General features: G+C 59.9%; 17 protein-coding genes. 10 read left to right on the top strand and 7 right to left on the bottom strand.

Translation table 11 applies throughout. The annotated features are described in order from the left end of the window. Positions 1–331: 331 nt before the first annotated feature. From IV109_RS15730 to IV109_RS15720, 3 genes are read right to left on the bottom strand one after another with little or no spacing between them, the layout of a single operon-like run. Entirely contained in the window at positions 332–1,159 is an 828-nt protein-coding gene (locus IV109_RS15730; RefSeq protein ID WP_296698606.1) for a substrate-binding domain-containing protein, read from the bottom strand. Beyond that, on the bottom strand, positions 1,159–1,878 hold the full coding sequence (locus IV109_RS15725) for a phosphate ABC transporter ATP-binding protein (RefSeq protein ID WP_296698604.1): 720 nt from the start codon (positions 1,876–1,878) through the stop codon (positions 1,159–1,161). Before IV109_RS15725 ends, IV109_RS15730 begins: the two co-directional genes overlap by 1 nt. After that, on the bottom strand, positions 1,875–2,624 hold the full coding sequence (locus IV109_RS15720; protein WP_296698602.1) for an ABC transporter permease: 750 nt from the start codon (positions 2,622–2,624) through the stop codon (positions 1,875–1,877). The genes IV109_RS15725 and IV109_RS15720 overlap by 4 nt, the downstream gene beginning before the upstream one ends. Before the next feature lie 50 nt (positions 2,625–2,674). On the opposite strand from IV109_RS15720, the gene IV109_RS15715 reads away from it, so the two are divergent. Both IV109_RS15715 and IV109_RS15710 read left to right on the top strand, forming a co-directional pair. After that, a complete protein-coding gene (locus IV109_RS15715; RefSeq protein ID WP_296698600.1) occupies positions 2,675–3,811 on the top strand; it encodes a substrate-binding domain-containing protein in 1,137 nt (378 codons plus the stop codon). A gap of 75 nt (positions 3,812–3,886) precedes the next feature. Then, the gene (locus tag IV109_RS15710) at positions 3,887–5,683 is read left to right on the top strand and encodes a diguanylate cyclase (RefSeq protein WP_296698597.1); all 1,797 of its coding nucleotides are present in this window, start codon (positions 3,887–3,889) and stop codon (positions 5,681–5,683) included. Positions 5,684–5,729: 46 nt separating this feature from the next. On the opposite strand, the gene IV109_RS15705 is transcribed toward IV109_RS15710, so the two are convergent. The 4 genes from IV109_RS15705 to IV109_RS15690 form a co-directional block, all read right to left on the bottom strand. Continuing rightward, complete coding sequence (locus IV109_RS15705; RefSeq protein WP_296698593.1) at positions 5,730–6,857, bottom strand: transglutaminase family protein; 1,128 nt, start codon at positions 6,855–6,857, stop codon at positions 5,730–5,732. Between the two features lie 101 nt (positions 6,858–6,958). After that, positions 6,959–7,534 (bottom strand): TlpA disulfide reductase family protein, encoded by a 576-nt coding sequence (locus tag IV109_RS15700; RefSeq protein WP_296698590.1) that lies wholly within the window; start codon positions 7,532–7,534, stop codon positions 6,959–6,961. A gap of 56 nt (positions 7,535–7,590) precedes the next feature. After that, on the bottom strand, positions 7,591–10,230 hold the full coding sequence (gene alaS, locus IV109_RS15695; RefSeq protein ID WP_296698588.1) for an alanine--tRNA ligase: 2,640 nt from the start codon (positions 10,228–10,230) through the stop codon (positions 7,591–7,593). Between the two features lie 25 nt (positions 10,231–10,255). Then, on the bottom strand, positions 10,256–11,173 hold the full coding sequence (locus IV109_RS15690) for a LysR family transcriptional regulator (protein WP_296698585.1): 918 nt from the start codon (positions 11,171–11,173) through the stop codon (positions 10,256–10,258). Positions 11,174–11,363: 190 nt separating this feature from the next. On the opposite strand from IV109_RS15690, the gene IV109_RS15685 reads away from it, so the two are divergent. The 8 genes from IV109_RS15685 to IV109_RS15650 all read left to right on the top strand — a co-directional run bounded on the left by IV109_RS15685 (position 11,364) and on the right by IV109_RS15650 (position 20,206). Continuing rightward, complete coding sequence (locus IV109_RS15685) at positions 11,364–12,524, top strand: ABC transporter substrate-binding protein (RefSeq protein ID WP_296698583.1); 1,161 nt, start codon at positions 11,364–11,366, stop codon at positions 12,522–12,524. 123 nt (positions 12,525–12,647) lie between these two features. Next, entirely contained in the window at positions 12,648–13,694 is a 1,047-nt protein-coding gene (locus IV109_RS15680) for an ABC transporter ATP-binding protein (RefSeq protein ID WP_296698580.1), read from the top strand. Continuing rightward, positions 13,691–14,635, top strand: a complete 945-nt coding sequence (locus IV109_RS15675) for an ABC transporter permease (protein WP_296698577.1) — start codon at positions 13,691–13,693, stop codon at positions 14,633–14,635. The genes IV109_RS15680 and IV109_RS15675 overlap by 4 nt, the downstream gene beginning before the upstream one ends. Beyond that, positions 14,625–15,455, top strand: a complete 831-nt coding sequence (locus tag IV109_RS15670; protein ID WP_296698574.1) for an ABC transporter permease — start codon at positions 14,625–14,627, stop codon at positions 15,453–15,455. The genes IV109_RS15675 and IV109_RS15670 overlap by 11 nt, the downstream gene beginning before the upstream one ends. A gap of 47 nt (positions 15,456–15,502) precedes the next feature. Beyond that, complete coding sequence (locus IV109_RS15665; protein WP_296698571.1) at positions 15,503–16,957, top strand: gamma-aminobutyraldehyde dehydrogenase; 1,455 nt, start codon at positions 15,503–15,505, stop codon at positions 16,955–16,957. 13 nt (positions 16,958–16,970) lie between these two features. Continuing rightward, the gene (gene gabT / locus IV109_RS15660) at positions 16,971–18,248 is read left to right on the top strand and encodes a 4-aminobutyrate--2-oxoglutarate transaminase (protein ID WP_296698568.1); all 1,278 of its coding nucleotides are present in this window, start codon (positions 16,971–16,973) and stop codon (positions 18,246–18,248) included. Between the two features lie 54 nt (positions 18,249–18,302). Further along, positions 18,303–19,778 carry an NAD-dependent succinate-semialdehyde dehydrogenase gene (locus IV109_RS15655; RefSeq protein ID WP_296699105.1) on the top strand — a complete coding sequence of 492 codons (1,476 nt, stop codon included), beginning with the start codon at positions 18,303–18,305 and terminating at the stop codon, positions 19,776–19,778. Further along, the gene (locus IV109_RS15650) at positions 19,775–20,206 is read left to right on the top strand and encodes a DsrE family protein (protein ID WP_296698565.1); all 432 of its coding nucleotides are present in this window, start codon (positions 19,775–19,777) and stop codon (positions 20,204–20,206) included. Before IV109_RS15655 ends, IV109_RS15650 begins: the two co-directional genes overlap by 4 nt. Positions 20,207–20,321: the final 115 nt, after the last annotated feature.

Raw genomic sequence — 20,321 nt, 5'->3', positions numbered from 1 at the left:
TTGCAGCCTTGCTTGCGGTGGTTTTGCCTGAGATTTATACAGGTATAAAAAATCCGACAAACCCCGCAGACTGTCTTCGAGCAATTCTAGACCCCAATAAGCAATTTCTTGCAGTTGAGAGCGTTGGTTGACAGACCGCTCTCGCCGCATAGGCGGCACCTGCCGCGCTCAATTTTCAGTCGACATCTACGCCAGGTGGCCCGCAGGGTTTGGGGCATTGGTCCCCGCCGATTTCTGGGCATTTGACAGTATGAGGCGGGGGCCAGTGCCCCAAACCCTGCCACCACCAGCCGCCCGAAAAATAAAACTCAAGCCACGTCCACACAGCCTCTCAAGGCTTGGCATTCGGAAAGAACAACTGTTCACCGCCAATCTTGTAGCTGGCAATCGCCTCCTGTCCGCGTGCGGACACGACCCAGTCAACAAACTTCTGCGCATCGGCCGCTTTCACATGCGGGTGCTTCGCTGGGTTCACCACCATCACGCCGTACTGGTTAAAGAGCTTGGTGTCCCCTTCCACCAGCACGGTCAAATCGCCGCGGTTCTTGAAACTGAGCCAGGTCCCGCGATCGGCCAGCACATAGGCACCGCTGCTGGACGCGATGTTGAGCGCAGGGCCCATGCCACAACCGCACTCCTTGTAGCCACTGCCTTTGCTGTCCTGCGCGCCTGCCACCTTCCAGTAACGCAACTCGGCTGCGTGCGTGCCGCTCTTGTCGCCGCGCGAAATAAAGCTGGCACTGGTTGCCGACAATTTCTTGAGGGCTTCCACAATGTCTTTGCCCCGGGCTTTGGCAGGGTCGGCGGCGGGGCCAATCAGCACAAAGTCGTTGTACATCACGGGGAAGCGTTTGATGGCAAAGCCATCGGCCACGATTTTTTCTTCGGCCGCCTGATCGTGCACGAACAACACATCGGCATCGCCCCGTCGCCCCATGTCAAGCGCCTGCCCGGTGCCCAGTGCCACCACCTTCACGTCCAGCCCGCTGGCTTTTTTAAACTCCGGCAACAAGTGACTGAACAGACCGGACTGCTCGGTGGAGGTGGTGGAAGCCATGACGACGGACTGCGCCTGAACATCAGCATTTGCTATCAAAATAGCAGCAAATGTTGCATATTTCACGAGGGCCAGGGGCCTGAAAATCTCCAAAAATCTCATCACACGAGTTCTCCTTTGACAAACAAATGGGCGGCCGGGTACTGCAACTGCAGGAGGTCCCCTCCGAAAAAATCTTCCACCGGTAAATCGGCCAGCACCCGCCCCTGCTCCAGATAGATCACACGGCTTGCCAGACGCTTGACCTGCCCCAAGTTGTGGCTGGCAAAAACCAGCGTGACCTGGGCGCCCGCGTTGGCAAACTCTTCAATCAGCAATTCAACTTCGCGTTTGGCATGCGGGTCCAGACTGGCCGTGGGTTCGTCCAGCAGCAGCACCTCGGGGCGTGTGGCCCAGGCCCGTGCCAGCGCCACGCGCTGCTGTTGCCCACCGGACAGCTTGCGCGCATTGCGCGCAGCCAGCTCCGGCAGGCCGACGCGCGCCAAGGCCGCCAGAGCCAGCACCTTGGCCTCGCGCCAGGGCGTGCCGCGCAGCCACAGGCCAAGGGCAATATTGCTTTGCACCGGCATGCGCAACAAATGCGGACGTTGAAACAGCATGGCCTGGCGCACCTCGGGCGCACACTGAACATGCCCCGCGGTGGGCGCTGTCAGCCCGTGCAGCAGACGCAGCAGGGTGCTCTTGCCACAGCCGTTGGCCCCGACCAGCGCCACGCGTTCGCCAGGCTGGATGTTCAGTGTCACGTCCGAGAGTGCGCGTACGGCCGTTGCCGGGCGGCCAAAATGTACGCTTGCCGCGTTCAGTCGAAACACCGGCTTCATGTGCTGATCTCCAGCACCGGCGCTGGCACCTCGCGGCTGCCACGCACTTCCTGGCGCTCACGCCAGCGGCGCACCAGAGAAATCATCACATTGAGAAAAAGCACCACGCCAAGCAAAATCAAACCCAATCCCAGCGCCAGAGGCAAATCGCCCTTGCTCGTCTCCAGCGCAATGGCAGTCGTCATGACGCGGGTAAAACCCTCGATATTGCCGCCAACGATCATCACAGCGCCCACTTCCGATACGGCACGGCCAAACGAGGCAATCATCACCGTCAACAGTGCATAGCGTTCGTCCCAGGCCAGCAACAGGCTGCGCACAAAGGGTTTGGCCCCGAGTGAACGCAGTTGCTCGCCGTGAGTGCCTTCCGCGTCCTCCACCGCCTGGCGCGTGAGCGCAGTGACCACCGGCAGCACCAGAATGGCCTGCGCCAGCACCATCGCCTTGAAGGTAAACAGCCATCCCAAAAAGCCCAATGGCCCGGAGCGCGATAACAGCAGGTAAACCACCAGGCCCACCACGACCGAGGGCACGGCCAGAAAGGTGTTCAGCACAGTCAGCAAAGCGGCGCGGCCAGCAAAACGGGCTACGCCCAGCCAGGCCCCAAAGGCCAGCCCGAGCACGCAGGCGATGGCGCAGGCCGTGGCACTGACGGACAGAGAGCGGCCCACGATGGCGAGCAGACCAGGATCCAGGGAAGCGATAAGTTGCAGCGCTGTAGCCGCGCTGTCAGTGAATGAAGTCATAACTTGGGGTATCGTAGCCATCGACTTAATTACCTGCGATATGAAACGCTGTGCATAGGCTCCAATTCCACTACACCCTCTCGCGTGACAGCAGCCCGGCACTGGTGCGCAACCCGCTGATCGACTTGCTGCAGGCGGTGAGCACCCAAGGCTCCATCTCTGCCGGTGCGCGCGCGCTGGGTCTGTCGTACCGCCATGTCTGGGGCGAACTCAAGCGCTGGGAAGCCGAACTCGGTAACGAACTGGTGGTGTGGGAAAAAGGCCAGTCGGCACGCCTGACCGAGTTTGGCTCCAAGCTGATGTGGGCCGAGCGCCAGGCGCAGGCCCGGTTGGCACCGCAGATCGATGCGCTGCGTGCCGAGCTGGAGCGCAGTTTTGCCGTGGCCTTTGACGATACCGCCCACGTGGTGACGCTGTATGCCAGCCACGATGACGCCCTGAGCGCCCTGCGGGAGCACGCGCTGCAGCAAGCACATGGCGACGGGCAGCTTCATCTGGACATCCGCTTCACCGGCAGCGTGGATGCCATTCGCGCGCTTAACGAGGGGCGCTGCGTCATGGCCGGTTTTCATACCCTGCAGGGCACGGGTCCCGATACGCTGACGGAGCGCACCTACAAGAGCCTGCTGCAACCGGGCCAGCACAAGATCATTGGATTTGCCCTGCGCACGCAAGGCCTGATGGTGGCCAAAGGCAACCCTCTTCGGCTGGGCACCCTGAGCGACATCGCCACGCACCGCGCCCGCTTTGCCAATCGTGCGCTGGGAACGGGTACCCGGGTGGTGCTGGACGAACTGCTCGCGCAGGCGGGTTTGACAGGCCGGGACATTGAAGGCTATTCACATACTGAGCCTTCACATGCCGCCGTGGCCCACGCAGTGGCCGCAGGGCAGGCCGACGCCGGGCTGGGTATCGAGGTAGCAGCCAACCGGGCGGGGCTTGATTTTGTGCCGCTGGCACAGGAACGCTATCACCTCGTGTGTCTCAAGTCCGCTCTGGTGCAGCCCGGCATCCAGGCTTTGCTGCAACTGCTGCAAACGCCTGCCTGGCAGGACGAAGTGGCCCGTATTCCTGGTTATGCGCCCACGCAAAGCGGCCAGGTGCTGTCCATGCGCGGCGTACTGCCCTGGTGGAATTTCCGGCAGCAAAAAGAAAGGGTTTACACCAACGCCAGCCCGCACATTTGAGCGAGAAAATCAACCCCCGGCAGGCGCACCGCAAGACTATCATCTCTACCATCTGCCTGGAACAAATAGCTCGACATGCAACCCGCCAGCGCAATCCAATCAATCCACGCCTTTCGCCTCGTCGCTGCGCCTGTCACGGGCTTGTGGAGCCTGGGCAGGCATTCTGGCTGGTGGCGCAAGCTGCTGTGGGCGGTTCTGCTGGCAGTGGCCTCGGGGCTGGCACAGGCGCAAACCCTGCAACTCACCAATCTCCCGCAAGGATCCCTCGGCGAGCACGCCCGCATGCTGGTGGAGGATGGGCGCCAACTGACGCTGGAGGAAGCCCGGGCCCAACTGCGCGAAGGCCGTTTCCGTCAGGGAGACCGGCCGGTGCTGAATTACGGAATCGGCTCCCGTCCGGTCTGGGTGCATCTGGAGGTGTTCAACCCCGGCACCACCGCGCTGGCGTTTCGGCTGGTGGCAGGAACCGCCTGGATCGACCAGATCGACGTGTTCGTCGTTCACAACAATCAGGTCAGCAGCCACTGGCAAACAGGCGATGAAAACCCCTACCCCTACGGCCTCACGCCGGGCGTAGGCTTCACTTTCGACCCCCAGTTTGCACCGGGGCGCAGCGAACTCTATCTGCGGGTCCAGACGAATGACGTTCTGGTGCTGCCCCTTGAGTTGACACCCGCCACGAAGGCCGTTGCCAACGAGCGCTTTGTCCATTACGGTTATGGATTCCTGTACGGCTTTCTGTTTGCCCTGTTCGCCTACAACAGCATGCTGTTCGCCGGGCTGAGGGAGCGCAGCTACCTGTACTATTCGCTGTACCTGGCCATTCTCGTCCTCCTCAATATGGCCTACACAGGACATGGCAACGCCTGGCTGTGGTCGGGGCAACCCTGGATTCAACAGTATGTGATCCTGGTGCTGATGGTGCTGTTTGGCTCCAGCGGCTTGATCTTTGCCAGCCGCTTCCTGGCTCTGGGGGAACATGCGCCCCGGGTGCTGCGCACCGTGAGACAAAGTATCTGGTTGGGCTTGGGTCTGATGGGCTTGTGCATCGCCACGGGTTACCGCGAAGGCGCAGCCCTGCTGGCCTTCAGCTTCCTGTCCTTGTTCACCCTGGGCATGGCGGGCTTGGGCATACTCACCGTTCGCCACGGCCGGGTCGCAGGACGCTATTTTTTGGCGGCGGCCTTGTGCGGCATGGTCGGCACGATCACAACCACCCTGGCTGCATGGGGATGGTTGCCATTCACACCCGTGAGTTATCACGCGGTGGAGGTGGGCATCGTCGTCGAGGCCACGCTTCTGGCGCTCGCGTTGACCCACCAGATGCGGCAATACCAGCTGGCCAGCCTGCGAGCCACCCAGTTGGCAGGCATAGACCCCTTGACGGGGCTGCACAACCGCCGGGCCTTTCTGGAGCGAACCGGACCGATCTGGAGCACCGCAGTACGCAATGAGCGCCCCTTGACGGTGATCATGCTGGACATTGACCATTTCAAACGGGTCAATGATCAATACGGACACGAAACGGGCGACCACGCCCTGGTGGCCATCGCCAGACAGTTGGCTCTCGCCTGCAGAGATGGCGACATCCTGGCGCGTTGGGGCGGTGAAGAATTCATGCTCTTGCTGCCTGAAACCAGCCTCGAACAGGCTCGTTCGTTCGCTGAACGCCTGCGCCAGTCGATCGAAGCCCAAGGCCTGCCCACCGAGCACGAAACCATCGTGCTGACAGCCAGCTTCGGTGTGGCCGAGCGCCGCCAGCACAGTCATCTGGAAGACCTCCTCAACGAGGCCGACGTTCAACTCTACAAGGCGAAGCAAGGTGGGCGAAATCGGGTCTCCTGTGAGGAGACTGCCCTCAACCGGTCCTGAGCAAAATGCCGAGTTGCGTCAGTCCGGTCGAATGGTGACAATGACCCTATGCCTTGATTTCCTTGGCCGTGATCTGGTACTTGAAATCATCCGGCGCATAGGAGTCCAGTCGCCCCCCCGAATTCTCGGCGGTGGGGTACATGAAAAAGCCAAGTTTGGGACCTTTGGTGTTGGGCAGGCTCAAATCATGGGCCGTGTTGTAGGCCATCCAGTTGCCTTCCCAGCTGCCAAACAAGGCCTTGTTCACCGGTGCCACGATCGGGTCTTTGGGTGACTTGATCCACTGCGGAGTCTCCATGCGCATGACCTTGGCAACATCGGCGGGGTCCATGCCGACCCAGCCGTAACCTTTGAGGAAAACCTCGGCACGGCAATGCTGCGCGCCCTTGAGGCTGACCGGGTTGCCACCCAGCTCGCGGTACCCAAAGGCACTAGGCGCCACACGCAGACCATACACGTCACGGGCAGGTATGCCCAGCGAGCGGCACATGCCGACGAACAGCGCATTCAGGTCAGCGCACTTGCCGCCCAGATTGCCGGTTTCGAGCATGGTCTTGATATCACCCTCGCCACAACCGCGCACCTTGGGTTCGCGGAAGGTGTTGGCCACAATCCAGTCGTAGATTTTCTGGGCCTTTTCAATATCGGTGCTGGCGCCCTGTGCAGCTTCCTGCGCGGTCTTGCGCACGATGCCATCGGTGGGCAGCAGACTGGTGGGACGGGTCCATTGCTGAACGGTGGCAGCGTCCGCAACGACATCCTGCTTTTGTGCCCAGTTCACGGCGCGGTTTTGGGTCTGGATCTGGCTGGTCAGCTCAACAAAGGGCGCTGCCTCGTTCTCGGCAAACTCGACATAGAGCATGCGGGCGCCACTTGGCTTGTCGTCCATCAACTCGGCCCGGCCATTGCTGGCAAAGCGGTTTTCCATTGATTTTTGCCATTCGGTGTTGACGGCGGGTACCGGCAACCAGACGCGGGTGCTGCCCTGCGGCTTGATGATGTCAACCCGTGTGCTCACCTCGAACGTGCGCCAGTTACCGGGTTGCGGGCTGAACTGGCGTTCGGCGGGCGTGGCCGTTTGCGCAAAATTGATAGCAGGCAGCGCAGTGGAGACAACGGCGGCAGCCGTATTTTTTAAAAAACTTCGGCGCGCATGAGCGTGAACGGTGGTCATGAAAAGAACTCCGGAAAGGTAAAAGGAAGTTCAATCGGCGTATGTCAAGGTACCCCGAATTGACTTGGATGAACACGGGCAGGCCCGGCTCATCCGGGCAATTATCGCTGGACGCCCGCTTTTTCGCTTGGCCTGGCGGCCGCACCGGCCGGCGCCATCAGGGGCGACACCAGTTTGGCAGCGTCCCTGCCCAACCAGTCCAGTTCACCACGCACCACGCCATGCACGCGCCCATCGGCCCCGATCAGGACAGTGGACGGGAATACATTCGCACCCCACCGACGAGCCTGGCTCCCATCGGGGTCCAGCAACAGCGGCAACTGCAGATCAGTACGCTGGGCATAGCGTTGGACAATCGTTGCCGATTCCTTGAAATTCACCGCCAGCACGACCAGTTTGTCAGGGCCATAAAATTGCGCCAGCGACTGCAGCGATGGCATTTCGGCACGACATGGCTCGCACCAGCTGGCCCAGAAGTTGATCAACACCGCTTTGCCGCGCAAATCGGCCAGCCGCCAGACGTGACCATTCAGATCCGGCCCGAGCGGCAATGAAACCGGTTTGCGATCACTCCAGGGAATGACTTGAAAACCCTGGGCCGCTGCCGGGGGGCAGATGGTGAAAGCTGCACATGCCGCCAACAGGGTGGCGAAGGCGCGTGCCGGCTTCAGTACCAATTTAGCCTCCAGCCCTTCAAAACAAGCACAGCACGCTATCTTTTAAATAGCGAAAATCAAAGCTTGGCAGAGACCCAGGCCAGCACACCGCTGAGCGCAGCAGCCAGTTTGGCCGGTTCCGTGCCCCCGGCCATGGCCATGTCGGCCTTGCCACCGCCTTTGCCACCCACTTGAGCCGCAATGAAATTGACCAGTTCACCCGCCTTGACCTTGCCGGTGGTGTCGGGTGTGACGCCTACGGCAATTTGCACCTTGTCGCCCTCGACGGTGGCCAACACGATCACGGCCGTCTTCAGCTTGTCCTTGAGCTTGTCCATGGTGTCGCGCAGGGTCTTGGTATCCGCCCCTTCGAGCCTGGCCGCCAGTACCTTGACGCCCTTCACTTCCGTCGCCTGGGTCACCAGCTCATCACCCTGAGCAGAGGCCAGCTTGCCCTTGAGAGCGGCAATTTCTTTCTCCAGTGCGCGGGTATGGTCCAGCACCTGACTCAAACGGTCATTGATCTCCACGACGGGCGCCTTGAGCGCTCCGGCTACCTGAGTCACCTTGTCTTCCAGGTCTTGCAGGTAAGCCAATGCGTTCTGACCGGTGATGGCTTCGATACGACGCACACCAGACGCCACACCGCTTTCAGCGACCACCTTGAACAGCCCGATGTCACCGGTGCGCTGCACGTGGGTACCACCGCAGAGCTCGCGGCTGGCGCCGATGTCGAGCACCCGCACCGTCTCACCGTACTTTTCGCCAAACAGCATCATGGCGCCCGTTGCCTGGGCCGACTCAATGTCCATCACGCGCGCCTGGGTGGCGGCATTGCTGAGAATTTCAGCGTTGACGCGGGCTTCGATGTCGCGAATTTGCAAGTCGGTAACTGGCGCGTTGTGGGCAAAGTCAAACCGGGTGCGCTCGGCATTGACCAGACTGCCTTTTTGCTGCACATGTTCACCCAGCACTTCGCGCAGGGCTTTGTGCATCAAGTGGGTCACGCTGTGGTTGCGCTCTGTGGCGGCGCGCAGGCTTGCGTCCACGTGGGCCGTCACCGTATCGCCCACCTTGAGCACGCCAGTTTTCAGGGTGCCGTGGTGGCCAAACACATCGGCCTTGATTTTTTGGGTATCGCCAACTTCAAACATCGCACTGTCGCAGAAGATGGCGCCCGCATCACCCACCTGGCCACCACTCTCGCTATAGAAAGGTGTCGTATCCAGGACAAGCACTCCCGATTGACCGGCTTTCAGTTCGGTAGCCTGCACACCATCTGCATACAGTGCTACAACTTTGGTAGTCTGCGTGAGGCTGTCGTAGCCGACAAAGTCATTGCCGTCACCGCTGTATTCCAGCGCACGGTCCATCTTGAATTTGCCTGCAGCCCGGCCCTGGGCTTTTTGCTTTTCCATGGCGGCCTGGAAACCGGCCTCGTCCACACTCAGGTCACGCTCGCGGCACACGTCGGCCGACAAGTCCAGCGGAAAGCCAAAGGTGTCGTGCAGCTTGAAGGCCACCTCGCCCGGCAAGACCCGGACACCGCCTTCGAGCGCCGCATCCAGAATCTGCATGCCGTTTTCCAGTGTCTCGAAGAAGCGCTCTTCTTCCGCTTTCAGAACCTCGGTGATCCGCTTCTCTTCAGACTTCAGCTTCGGATACGCGTCACCCATCAGGGCCACCAGATCGGGCACCAGCTTGTGAAAGAACGGCGTCTTCTTGTCCAGCTTGTAGCCATGGCGAATGGCGCGGCGGATGATGCGGCGCTGCACATAGCCGCGCCCTTCATTGCTGGGGGTCACGCCGTCGCTTACCAGGAAGGCGGTAGCGCGGATGTGGTCGGCAATCACGCGCAGGCTCTTGTTGTTCAAGTCGGCACAACCCGTTTCCCGTGCCGCCGCCTTGATCAGCGCGTCAAAGATGTCGATTTCATAATTGCTGTGCACGTGCTGCAGAATGGCCGCCAGGCGCTCAAGGCCCATGCCGGTGTCCACGCAGGGTGCTGGCAGTTTGACCAGGCTGCCATCGGGCTGCATGTCAAACTGCATGAACACGTGGTTCCAGATTTCGATGAAGCGGTCACCGTCTTCGTCCGGGCTTCCGGGTGGACCACCAGGAATATGGGCGCCATGGTCGTAAAAAATCTCGGAGCACGGGCCGCACGGGCCGGTGTCGGCCATCATCCAGAAGTTGTCAGACGCGTACTTCTTGCCCTTGTTGTCGCCGATGCGCACGATACGGTCTGCGGGCAGGCCGATTTCCTTGTGCCAGATGTCATAAGCCTCATCATCGTCCTTATAAACGGTGACCAGCAGTTTCTCAGGGGGCAACTTGTAGACCTGAGTCAACAGCTCCCAACCCCATTTGAGCGAATCGCGCTTGAAGTAATCGCCAAAGCTCCAGTTGCCCAGCATTTCGAAGAAGGTGTGATGGCGCGCGGTGTAGCCCACGTTTTCCAGGTCATTGTGCTTGCCACCAGCGCGCAGGCAAGCCTGTACCGATGCCGCCCGCACATAGGAGCGCTTGTCGGTGCCCAAAAACACGTCCTTGAACTGCACCATGCCCGAGTTGGTGAACATCAGGGTGGGATCGTTGCCCGGCACCAGAGGACTGGACTGGACCACGGTGTGACCCTTGGACTCAAAAAAATCGAGGAATACCTTGCGAATGGCGGCGACGCTGAAAAGGGGGGCGGCAGGGGTGGATAAGCTCATGGCGCCAATTATAGATTTCATCAATCTACCGGATGCGGTTGCTGCGGGACTGCTCCCGCGCCAGCTCGATGAATTCCGTGACCACCACGCGACTTCGAGAGCCACGTCGCCAGACCAGGCCGACATTGATACTGGGCACTGCATCGCGCAAACTGCGCACATCGATATGGTCTGCATCCAGGGTCCAGGGCCGGTACAGAAAATCCGGCAGGATCGTGATGCCCGCACCAATGCCGACCAGTGAACGCACCGCCTCCAGGGAAGAGGTTCGCATCAATACTTGCGGATGCAAACCATAGCGGGACCACACGGCGCTGAGCACCCCCTCCACACGATCTGCCTCCAGCACCACCTGGGGATGTGCCGCACACTCGGCCAGCGTCAACTCCTGCCGCTCAGCCAGGGCATGGCTGGAGGCCATCCAGACCCGATTCGGTGAACTGGTCAGCTCCTCGACCACCAGCGCCTGCGGATCACCCAGGGCGTTGGACACCATGATTGCCAGATCCACCTCGCCATTGATCAGCAAATGCTCCAGAAACTGGGGCGAATCCTCAACCACCGAAATATTGACCGAAGGATGGGAGCGCTGGAAGCGGGCAAAAAGGTCGGCAAGATAATAGCCCGCCACCAGGCTCGTCACCCCGATCGTGAGGTTGCCGGTCAGGGTCTCAACCTTGCCACGCGCCAGCTGACCGGCTTCCGCGACGGCCGCAATGACTTTGCGCGCACTGGCCTGAAACCGGTGCCCTTCCTGCGTGAGCACCATACCCCTGGAGTTACGTTCAAACAAGAACACACCCAGGGATTCTTCCAGCTCCTGAATACTCTTGGTGACCGCCGACTGTGCGATGTTGATCATTCGGGCCGCGCCAGCAACGGAGGCCGTTTCGGAAACCGCCAGGAAATAGCGGAATTGCTTGAGTGTGATGTGACGTTGCATGACCAGAGCCGAGGACGTGGATATCGCAAAAATATTCGGGTTTACCCTTCCTATCTATTATTCAGATAGGAAGGGCTTCGAATATTGAACTTCACAGACCTTGGTGTCAAGACTACATTTCCTCTGCTTTTGGCATCTGGCAAAAGGCCCAGCCCAGCTGGAAATCGAACAAACCGAACGGAGTACCTCTATGAAATTCCTGAAATATGCAGCGGTGGCAATGGGTGTCATGGCGATCGGCAGCGCCGGCTTGGCCCAGCAGCCCCTGCAAAAACTTGGCAAAGGTGAAGGCCAGGTGGATATCGTCGCCTGGGCTGGCTACATCGAGCGCGGCGCAACCGATAAAAATTTTGACTGGGTGACCGGCTTTGAAAAGGCCACCGGCTGCAAGGTCAACGTCAAGACCGCAGGCACCTCGGACGAGATGGTGGCACTGATGAACGAGGGCGGATTTGACCTGGTGACAGCATCCGGCGACGCCAGCACCCGCCTGATCCGCGGCAAAAAGGTTCAACCCATCAATGTCAGCCTGATCCCCAGCTACAAAAACGTTGACCCGCGCCTGCAAAAGTCACCCTGGCATTTTGAGAACAACACACACTATGGCGTCCCCTACCAGTGGGGCTGGAATGTGCTGATGTACAACACCAAGGTATTTGGCGACAAGAAGCCCACCAGTTGGAGCGTAGTGTTTGAAGAGCAGACCTTGCCGGATGGCAAGAGCAACAAGGGTCGCGTTCAGGCCTTTGACGGCCCGATCTACATCGCCGACGCTGCCCTGTACCTGATGAAGAAAAACCCGGCACTGGGCATCAAGGATCCTTACGAGCTCAATGAAGCCCAGTACAAGGCCGCCCTGGACCTGCTGCGCGGCCAGCGCAAGATCGTGGGCAAATACTGGCACGATGCCTTTGTGCAGATCGACGACTTCACCAACGAAGGTGTAGTGGCATCGGGCAGCTGGCAATTCCAGGCCAATATCCTGGGTTCCAAGAAAGCGCCGATTGCAACCGTTGTCCCCGTCGAGGGCGCGTCCGGCTGGGCTGACTCCACCATGATGCATGCTGAAGCCAAGAACCCCAACTGCGCATACATGTGGATGGAGCACTCGCTCAACCCCAAGCTGCAGGGTGATCTGTCGGCCTGGTTTGGCTCGGTCCCTGCCGTTCCTGCCGCATGCAAGGGCAACAAGTTGCTGGGCGATACAGGTTGTGACCGTCAGGGCTACAAGGACTTCGAGCGCATTTCCTTCTGGAAAACACCTACCACCCAGTGCAAGACGCAAAACAACCAATGTGTCCCCTACCACAAGTGGGCCTCTGACTACATCGCCGTCCTGGGCGGCCGCTAAAGCCTGACAGGCTCGCGTACGCCACGTGAGCCTGCAAGTTTGAGACAGTACCGTGAATCAGGCACTGGCCTGATCCACGGTACACCATCCAGTTTATTGACTACTTGAAAAGGTCTGCATCTCATGACTGCGGCTGTTAGCTTGCGCGAGGTATCGTGCGTATTTCGCTCTTCGGGAAAATCCGTACACGCAGTGGACCGTGTCAGCCTGGATGTTCAATCCGGCGAATTCTTCACCCTGCTGGGCCCCTCCGGCTCGGGCAAAACAACCTGCCTGCGGATGATCGGTGGCTTCACCCTGCCCACCAGCGGCAGCATCAGTATTCACGGTGCCGATGTGAGTCAGCTACCACCCTACTCACGCCCTGTGAACACGGTGTTTCAGGACTACGCCCTGTTTCCGCACATGACCATCCTGGACAACGTGGCCTACAGCCTGATGGTGCGCGGCGTGGACCGCAGCACCCGTGATCGGCGCGCGCTCGCCCTGCTGGAGACAGTGCAGTTGCCCGAGGTCGCACATCGCAAACCCGTGCAGTTGTCCGGTGGACAACGCCAGCGGGTCGCCCTGGCGCGCGCCCTGATCAGTGAACCCAAGGTATTGCTGCTGGATGAGCCACTGGGCGCACTGGACTTGAAGCTGCGCGAACAAATGCAAAGCGAACTCAAAGCCCTTCAGCGCAAGCTGGGCATTACCTTCATCTTCGTGACCCACGACCAGCACGAAGCGCTGTCGATGAGCGACCGGATCGGCGTCTTCAACAAAGGCCGACTGGAGCAAATTGCCACACCCTCCGAGCTGTACAACCGGCCCAGCACCCGATTCGTTGCCGAATTTGTTGGCACGGCGAACGTGTTGCACGGCGCGGATGCCAAGGTGTTCGGCAACGCTTCAACCATCATGATCCGGCCTGAACATATCCGGCTTGAACTCGGCACCCAAACACCGACAGAGTCCATTGCCCGTGTGGAAGGACGGGTCCAGGAAGTTCAGTTTTTCGGCTCCTTCTGGCGCGTTACCGTGCAGCGGCCGAATGGTGCCGAGTCACTGCTGGCCGACCTGGCGGTGCATTCGGCACCGCAGGCCCCCAGCGTGGGCGATGTGGCCCATCTTCACTGGGATGATGCCGCGATCCATCCGATCGAAGACCGGGATAGCGTCGCACCATGAAACCGGATCACAGCTCGTTCAGCCCCCACACGGGCGTGCTCAACCGCCTGTCGACACTCCTGTACACACGACGCGGATTGCTGCTCGCCCTGTTGCTCACGCCACCGCTTCTCTGGTTTGGCGTTGTCTACCTGGGCTCATTGTTCAGCCTGCTGGCAAACAGCTTTTTCAGACTGGATGACTTCACCGGTCAAGTGGTGCGTGAAGTCGGCCTCGGCAACTTCATTGAGATTTTCACACCGACCAATCTGGACGTCGCCCTGCGCAGCACGGTGATGGCAATTCTGGTCACGCTGGCCTGTTCAATCATCGGATTCCCGATTGCCTTTTACATGGCGCGCCATGCTCGCGGCTCGCAAAAGGCGCTGCTCTATGTAGCGGTCATGCTGCCACTCTGGTCCAGCTACCTCGTCCGCCTCTATGCCTGGAAACTTCTGCTGGCCAAAGAAGGGGCCATTTCCTGGGTGTTGAGCAGTCTGCATCTGCAATGGCTGCTGGACGGCTTGCTGTCCATGCCGGTGGTCGGCGGCAGCTCCATGAGCTTTTCACCGCTGGGAACATTCATCGTATTTGTGTACATGTGGCTGCCCTTCATGATCCTGCCGATTCAGGCCGCCATTGAGCGCATCCCTGGCTCCTATCTGGAGGCATCGAGCGACCTGGGCGCAACGCCGTCACAGACCTTCCGCAAGGTCATCCTTCCTCTGGCCATGCCAGGCATCGCCGCGGGGTCCATCTTTTCCTTTTCCCTGACGCTGGGGGACTACATCATTCCCCAGGTCATTGGCAATTCCACGCTCTACATCGGGCAGGTCGTCTACCGCCAGCAGGGCGTAGCGGGCAACCTGCCATTTGCCGCCGCGTTCTCGATAGTTCCCATCATCATCATTGGCATCTATCTGTGGCTCGCCAAACGCAAGGGAGCTTTCGATGCAATCTGATTCCACCCAAAAAGTGTCCCGTCCAGTTCGCGGCGCGTCCGTGGGCCTGAAGCTGGCCGTCTGGTCAGGCGTCCTGTTTCTGCATATTCCTCTGGCGCTCATCGTCCTGTATGCGTTCAGCAGCGAGGACAAGAGCTATGTCTTCCCCCCACCGGGCCTGACCACCCAGTGGTTTGCCGTGGCCTTGGGACGCCAGGATGTCTGGGATGCAATGAAGCTGTCTTTTCAGGTCGCCCTCTGGGCCACCGGCCTTGCCATGGTACTTGGCACACTGGCTGCAGGCGCATTGGCACGAACCCAGTTTTTTGGGCGTGAGGCCATCAACCTGCTGTTGATCCTGCCCATTGCATTGCCCGGGGTCATTACCGGCATCTCGCTGCGTTCGGCCTATCACGCGATGGATATCCCGTTCAGTTTCTGGACCATCGTGATCGGCCACGCCACATTTTGTGTCGTCGTGGTTTACAACAATGTCGTTGCGAGGTTGCGCCGCATCAGTCCGTCCCTGCTGGAGGCCTCCATGGACCTGGGCGCCAATGCATTCCAGACTTTCCGCTACGTGCTTTTGCCACAACTCGGCTCGGCCCTGCTGGCCGGGGGACTGCTGGCTTTTGCTCTGAGCTTTGACGAAGTGATCGTGACCACGTTCACCGCCGGGCAGCAGACCACCCTTCCCATCTGGATGTTTCAGGAACTGATCCGACCCCGCCAGCGGCCTGTTACCAATGTTGTGGCAGTCATCATGATCGCACTGACATTCATTCCCATCATTGCTGCGTACTGGCTGACTCGCTCCGACGAGGACAGTCACAGTCGCTGAGCCTGCCAATCCAACTTTATACCGACCCGCCACAAGGAGCCAAGTCCATGGGACACACCACCGAAATCAGCCAACAGTTTCCCGTAGAACTTCTGATTGACCAGCAATTGGTCAGGGGCGAAGGCCCCGAGGAACCCATTCTCAATCCCGCAACCGGCGAAGTACTGTGCCTGGTCCCGGAGGCTTCGCACGAGCAGGTGAATCGTGCCGTCTCAGCGGCGAATCGGGCTTATGCAACGTGGTCGCAAACCACGCCCGCAGAGCGCTCCGGATTGCTGCTCAAGCTGGCCGATGCCATTGAATCGCATGCCGAGCAGTTTGCGCGGCTCGAATCGCTCAACTGCGGCAAACCTTATGCCCGTGCCCTGGGCGATGAGATTCCCGCGATTGCCGACTGTTTTCGCTATTTCGCCGGCGCCACACGTTGCATGACCGGCTCCATCGCTGGCGAGTACCTCAGTGGTCACACCAGCATGATCCGGCGCGACCCCATTGGCGTTGTCGCGTCGATTGCGCCCTGGAACTATCCGCTGATGATGGCCGCCTGGAAAACCGCACCGGCTCTCGCCGCCGGCAATACCGTGGTCCTCAAACCCAGCGAGCAGACACCGTTGACGGCCTTGCTGTTCGCCCGGCTGGCCGCAGAAATCCTGCCCAAAGGCGTTCTCAACGTCGTGTGCGGCCGGGGCGTCAGCGTAGGCGAGCCCCTGGTCGAGCACCCTCATGTTCGCATGGTGTCAGTGACCGGGGATGTTGCCACGGGGCGCAAGATTCTTCAGGCGGCCTCCACGACGCTCAAACGCACCCATCTCGAACTGGGCGGCAAGGCGCCGGTGATTGTCTTTGATGATGCCAACCTCGAGGAAGTGGTTGCGGGCGTGCGGACGTTTGGCTACTACAACGCGGGACAGGACTGCACGGCGGCCTGCCGGATCTACGCAGGCCCCAAAATCTACGAGCGACTCGTCGCCGAGCTCACTTCAGCCGTCTCCACCATCAAGATGGGTACACAGGATGAAGAAGGCGTCGAACTTGGACCATTGATCTCCGACCGCCAGCGCAACCGCGTGGCCAGCTTTGTCGAGCGCGCTCAAATGGCCGGCCACATGGAGGTCACCACAGGTGGCAAGCTGCGCCAGGGTCCCGGCTTTTTCTTCGAGCCCACCGTCATCGCTGGCGCTCGCCAGGACGACGAAATCGTGCAGCGCGAAGTATTTGGCCCGGTGGTGTCCGTCACCCGGTTCACGGATGCCGAGCAGGTCGTCGGCTGGGCCAACGACTCCGAATACGGCCTCGCCTCCAGCGTTTGGACGCAGGATGTGGGTCGCGCCATGCGCGTTGCCAAGCAACTTCAGTACGGATGCACCTGGGTCAACACGCATTTCATGCTCGTCAACGAAATGCCGCATGGTGGTCTGAAGTCCTCCGGCTACGGCAAGGACATGTCGATGTATGCGCTGGAAGACTACACCGTGGCACGCCACGTGATGATCAAGCTGTAAAGGAAATATGACTATGAAACACTCCTTGAATGAATCCCTGATGGCCCGCAAGGCGGCCGCGACGCCACGGGGCGTGGGCGTGATGGGCACCTTCTTCGCAGATCGCGCCACCAACGCCGAGCTGTGGGATGTCGAGGGCCGTCGCTACATCGACTTTGCGGGCGGTATTGCCGTCCTCAATACGGGGCATCGCCACCCGAAGGTCGTTGCCGCCATCCAGGCTCAGCTGGAAAGATTCACCCACACCTGCTACCAGGTTGTGCCGTACGAAAGCTATATCGCGCTTGCCGAGAAGTTGAACCAGTTGACCCCTGGCACCCATGCCAAGAAGACGGCCTTGTTCTCGACCGGCGCCGAGGCGGTTGAAAATGCGATCAAGATTGCGCGCTATGCCACCAAGCGCAGCGGCGTTATCGCATTTGGTGGCGGATTTCACGGCCGAAGCCTGTTCGCCGTCTCGCTGACTGGCAAAGTACAGCCGTACAAGGCGGGATTCGGTCCTTTTGCCCCTGAGGTCTATCACGTCCCCTTCCCTTCAGATGAGACCTCTCTTGCCGACGCCAAACGGGCCATCTACCAGCTCTTCAAATGTGACCTGGAACCATCGCGGGTGGCCGCCATTATTTTTGAACCGATCCAGGGTGAAGGTGGCTTCAACACCCTCCATCGTGAGGCGGCGAAATGGTTGCGCCAACTCTGCGACGAACACGGCATTGTTCTCATCGCTGACGAAATTCAAACCGGCTTTGGACGCACAGGCAAGATGTTTGCCATGGACCATTTCGCAGACGATGGCATCACGCCTGACCTCATGACGATTGCCAAATCGTTGGCCGGTGGTCTTACCCTTTCCGCAGTGACAGGGCGTGCCGAACTCATGGATGCACCAGCCCCCGGCGGCTTGGGCGGTACCTATGCGGGTAGCCCGCTGGCAGTTGCCGCAGCCCATGCAGTGATTGAGGTCATGGCAGAAGAAAACCTGCCTGCCCGAGGCGCACAACTTGGCAATCAGCTCAAGGCACACTTGACGGCCCTTCAAGGCCGTGTGCCCCAGATCGCCGACATTCGGGGCTGGGGCGCCATGGTCGCCGCCGAATTCCGCAATGCAGAAGGCAACCCGGATGCGGACTTCACCAAAAAAGTGCAGGCCCGCGCACTGGAGCGGGGCCTGATTCTGTTGTCCTGCGGCGTGGATGGCAACGTGTTGCGTTTTCTCTTCCCGCTGACGATTGAACAGCCCATTTTCAACGAGGCTCTGGAAATCCTTGAACAAGCCCTGACTGGCAGTTAAGGCACAATCTTGAGATCCCTAGGAGCACTTTGAATGAATGTAAAAACTGCAGGCATTGACAACACATCACCCCTTTCCCTGCTGAAAGACCCCACCCTGTTCAAGACCGATGCACTGGTCAACGGCCAATGGCTGTCTGGCGCCAGCCGCTTTGATGTGCTGGACCCGGCCACCGGCCAAAAGCTGGCTGACGTGGCCAACCTGGGGCCCGCCGATGCAGAGAAAGCCATCGCCGCCGCCAATGCGGCATGGCCCGCCTGGCGTAACAAGACCGCCAAGGAACGCAGCACCATCCTGCGCAAATGGTTTGACTTGCTGATGGCCAACCAGGAAGACCTGGGGCGCATCATGACCGCCGAACAGGGCAAGCCTTTTGCCGAAGCCAAGGGCGAAGTCGCCTATGGCGCCAGCTTCGTGGAATGGTTTGCCGAAGAAGCCAAGCGCGTCAATGGTGAAACACTCCCCCAGTTTGACAACAACCGCCGTCTGATGGTGATCAAGCAGCCGATCGGCGTGTGCGCCGCCATCACGCCCTGGAATTTCCCGCTGGCCATGATCACCCGCAAGGTTGCCCCCGCACTCGCCGCAGGCTGCCCGGTCATCATCAAGCCTGCCGAATTGACGCCGCTGACGGCCCTGGCGGCCGCAGAGTTGGCCATTCGCGCCGGCATTCCAGCAGGCGTGCTCAACATGATCACGGCTGATGCCGACAACTCGATTGCCGTGGGCAAGGTCATCTGCGCAAGCGATGTGGTGCGACACATCAGTTTCACCGGCAGCACTGAAGTAGGCCGCATCCTGATGGCTCAAAGCGCGCCCACCGTGAAGAAGATGTCTCTTGAACTGGGTGGCAATGCCCCCTTCATCGTGTTTGACGATGCGGACATCGACAGCGCGGTAGAAGGCGCTTTTGCCAGCAAGTACCGCAATGCAGGCCAGACCTGCGTTTGCTCCAACCGGATCTACGTGCAAGAAGGCGTCTATGACGAGTTCGTGCAGAAGTTCGCAGCCAAGGTCAAGACCACGAAGGTTGGCAACGGCTTTGAAGAGGGCGTCACGCAGGGCCCGCTGATCGAAGAAGCTGCGCTCGTCAAAGTGCAACGCCATGTCGATGACGCGGTCGCCAAGGGTGGACGCATCGTGGCAGGCGGAAAGCGACTGCCGGGCCAGTTTTTCGAACCCACCGTGATTGCAGACGCCACTGCCGACATGATCTGCGCCAAAGAAGAAACCTTTGGTCCCTTTGCACCGGTGTTCCGTTTCAAAACCGAACAGGAAGCCGTTGACGCGGCGAACAATACCGAGTTCGGCCTGGCCAGCTACTTCTACAGCCGTGACATCGGCCGCATCTACCGTGTAGGCGAAGCGCTGGAATACGGCATGGTGGGCATCAACGTCGGCATACTGGCAACCGAGCACGTGCCATTCGGCGGTGTCAAGCAGTCGGGCTTGGGCCGCGAGGGCTCGCACCATGGCATGGACGACTATGTAGAGATCAAATACCTTTGCATTGGAGACATTCAGAAATGAACCGCAAAGCCTTCATCCGAACCACCGTATGGGCGCTGAGCGCCACCCTCGCTTTGGGAACAATGGCGCAGACCGCTGCGCCCGCCAAGGCCAAAGTCGTCTTTCAGGTCAGCGATGGCGATGCTGCCAAATGGAACCTTGCCCTGAACAACGCCAAGAACGTGCAAGACGAATTGGGCGCCGACAAGGTCGATATTGAGATCGTCGCCTATGGCCCCGGCATTGGCATGCTCAAGGCTGACGCCACCACCGGCAATCGCGTCACCGAAGCGACCAAAGCCGGTATGAAAATGGTGGCCTGCGAAAACACCATGAAAAACCAGAAGCTGGGCAAGGACGACATGCATGCCGGCATTGGCTATGTGCCCGCCGGTGTTGTTCAACTCATGCAACGGCAAAAAGAAGGTTGGGCCTACATACGCCCTTGAGCGTTTCAACCGCCCTGGGTGAAGGGCATCCTCCCCGGGGGCGGCTCCTATAATTTTTAGCGCTGCGGGTGTAGTTCAATGGCAGAACGGCAGCTTCCCAAGCTTCATACGAGGG

It is taken from the genome of Rhodoferax sp., assembly GCF_018780565.1.
Taxonomy (GTDB): domain Bacteria; phylum Pseudomonadota; class Gammaproteobacteria; order Burkholderiales; family Burkholderiaceae_C; genus Rhodoferax.
Note: the sequence above shows the minus strand (reverse complement) of the source record. Positions and strands in the feature narration are given on the sequence as shown.

Coding starts and splice junctions, on each gene's coding strand:
- IV109_RS15680 (WP_296698580.1), top strand. CDS start 12,648: ATGACTGCGGCTGTTAGCTTGCGCGAGGTATCGTGCGTATTTCGCTCT.
- IV109_RS15675 (WP_296698577.1), top strand. CDS start 13,691: ATGAAACCGGATCACAGCTCGTTCAGCCCCCACACGGGCGTGCTCAAC.
- gabT (WP_296698568.1), top strand. CDS start 16,971: ATGAAACACTCCTTGAATGAATCCCTGATGGCCCGCAAGGCGGCCGCG.
- IV109_RS15730 (WP_296698606.1), bottom strand. CDS start 1,159: ATGAGATTTTTGGAGATTTTCAGGCCCCTGGCCCTCGTGAAATATGCA.
- IV109_RS15685 (WP_296698583.1), top strand. CDS start 11,364: ATGAAATTCCTGAAATATGCAGCGGTGGCAATGGGTGTCATGGCGATC.
- alaS (WP_296698588.1), bottom strand. CDS start 10,230: ATGAGCTTATCCACCCCTGCCGCCCCCCTTTTCAGCGTCGCCGCCATT.
- IV109_RS15670 (WP_296698574.1), top strand. CDS start 14,625: ATGCAATCTGATTCCACCCAAAAAGTGTCCCGTCCAGTTCGCGGCGCG.
- IV109_RS15650 (WP_296698565.1), top strand. CDS start 19,775: ATGAACCGCAAAGCCTTCATCCGAACCACCGTATGGGCGCTGAGCGCC.
- IV109_RS15720 (WP_296698602.1), bottom strand. CDS start 2,624: ATGACTTCATTCACTGACAGCGCGGCTACAGCGCTGCAACTTATCGCT.
- IV109_RS15665 (WP_296698571.1), top strand. CDS start 15,503: ATGGGACACACCACCGAAATCAGCCAACAGTTTCCCGTAGAACTTCTG.
- IV109_RS15725 (WP_296698604.1), bottom strand. CDS start 1,878: ATGAAGCCGGTGTTTCGACTGAACGCGGCAAGCGTACATTTTGGCCGC.
- IV109_RS15710 (WP_296698597.1), top strand. CDS start 3,887: ATGCAACCCGCCAGCGCAATCCAATCAATCCACGCCTTTCGCCTCGTC.
- IV109_RS15705 (WP_296698593.1), bottom strand. CDS start 6,857: ATGACCACCGTTCACGCTCATGCGCGCCGAAGTTTTTTAAAAAATACG.
- IV109_RS15690 (WP_296698585.1), bottom strand. CDS start 11,173: ATGCAACGTCACATCACACTCAAGCAATTCCGCTATTTCCTGGCGGTT.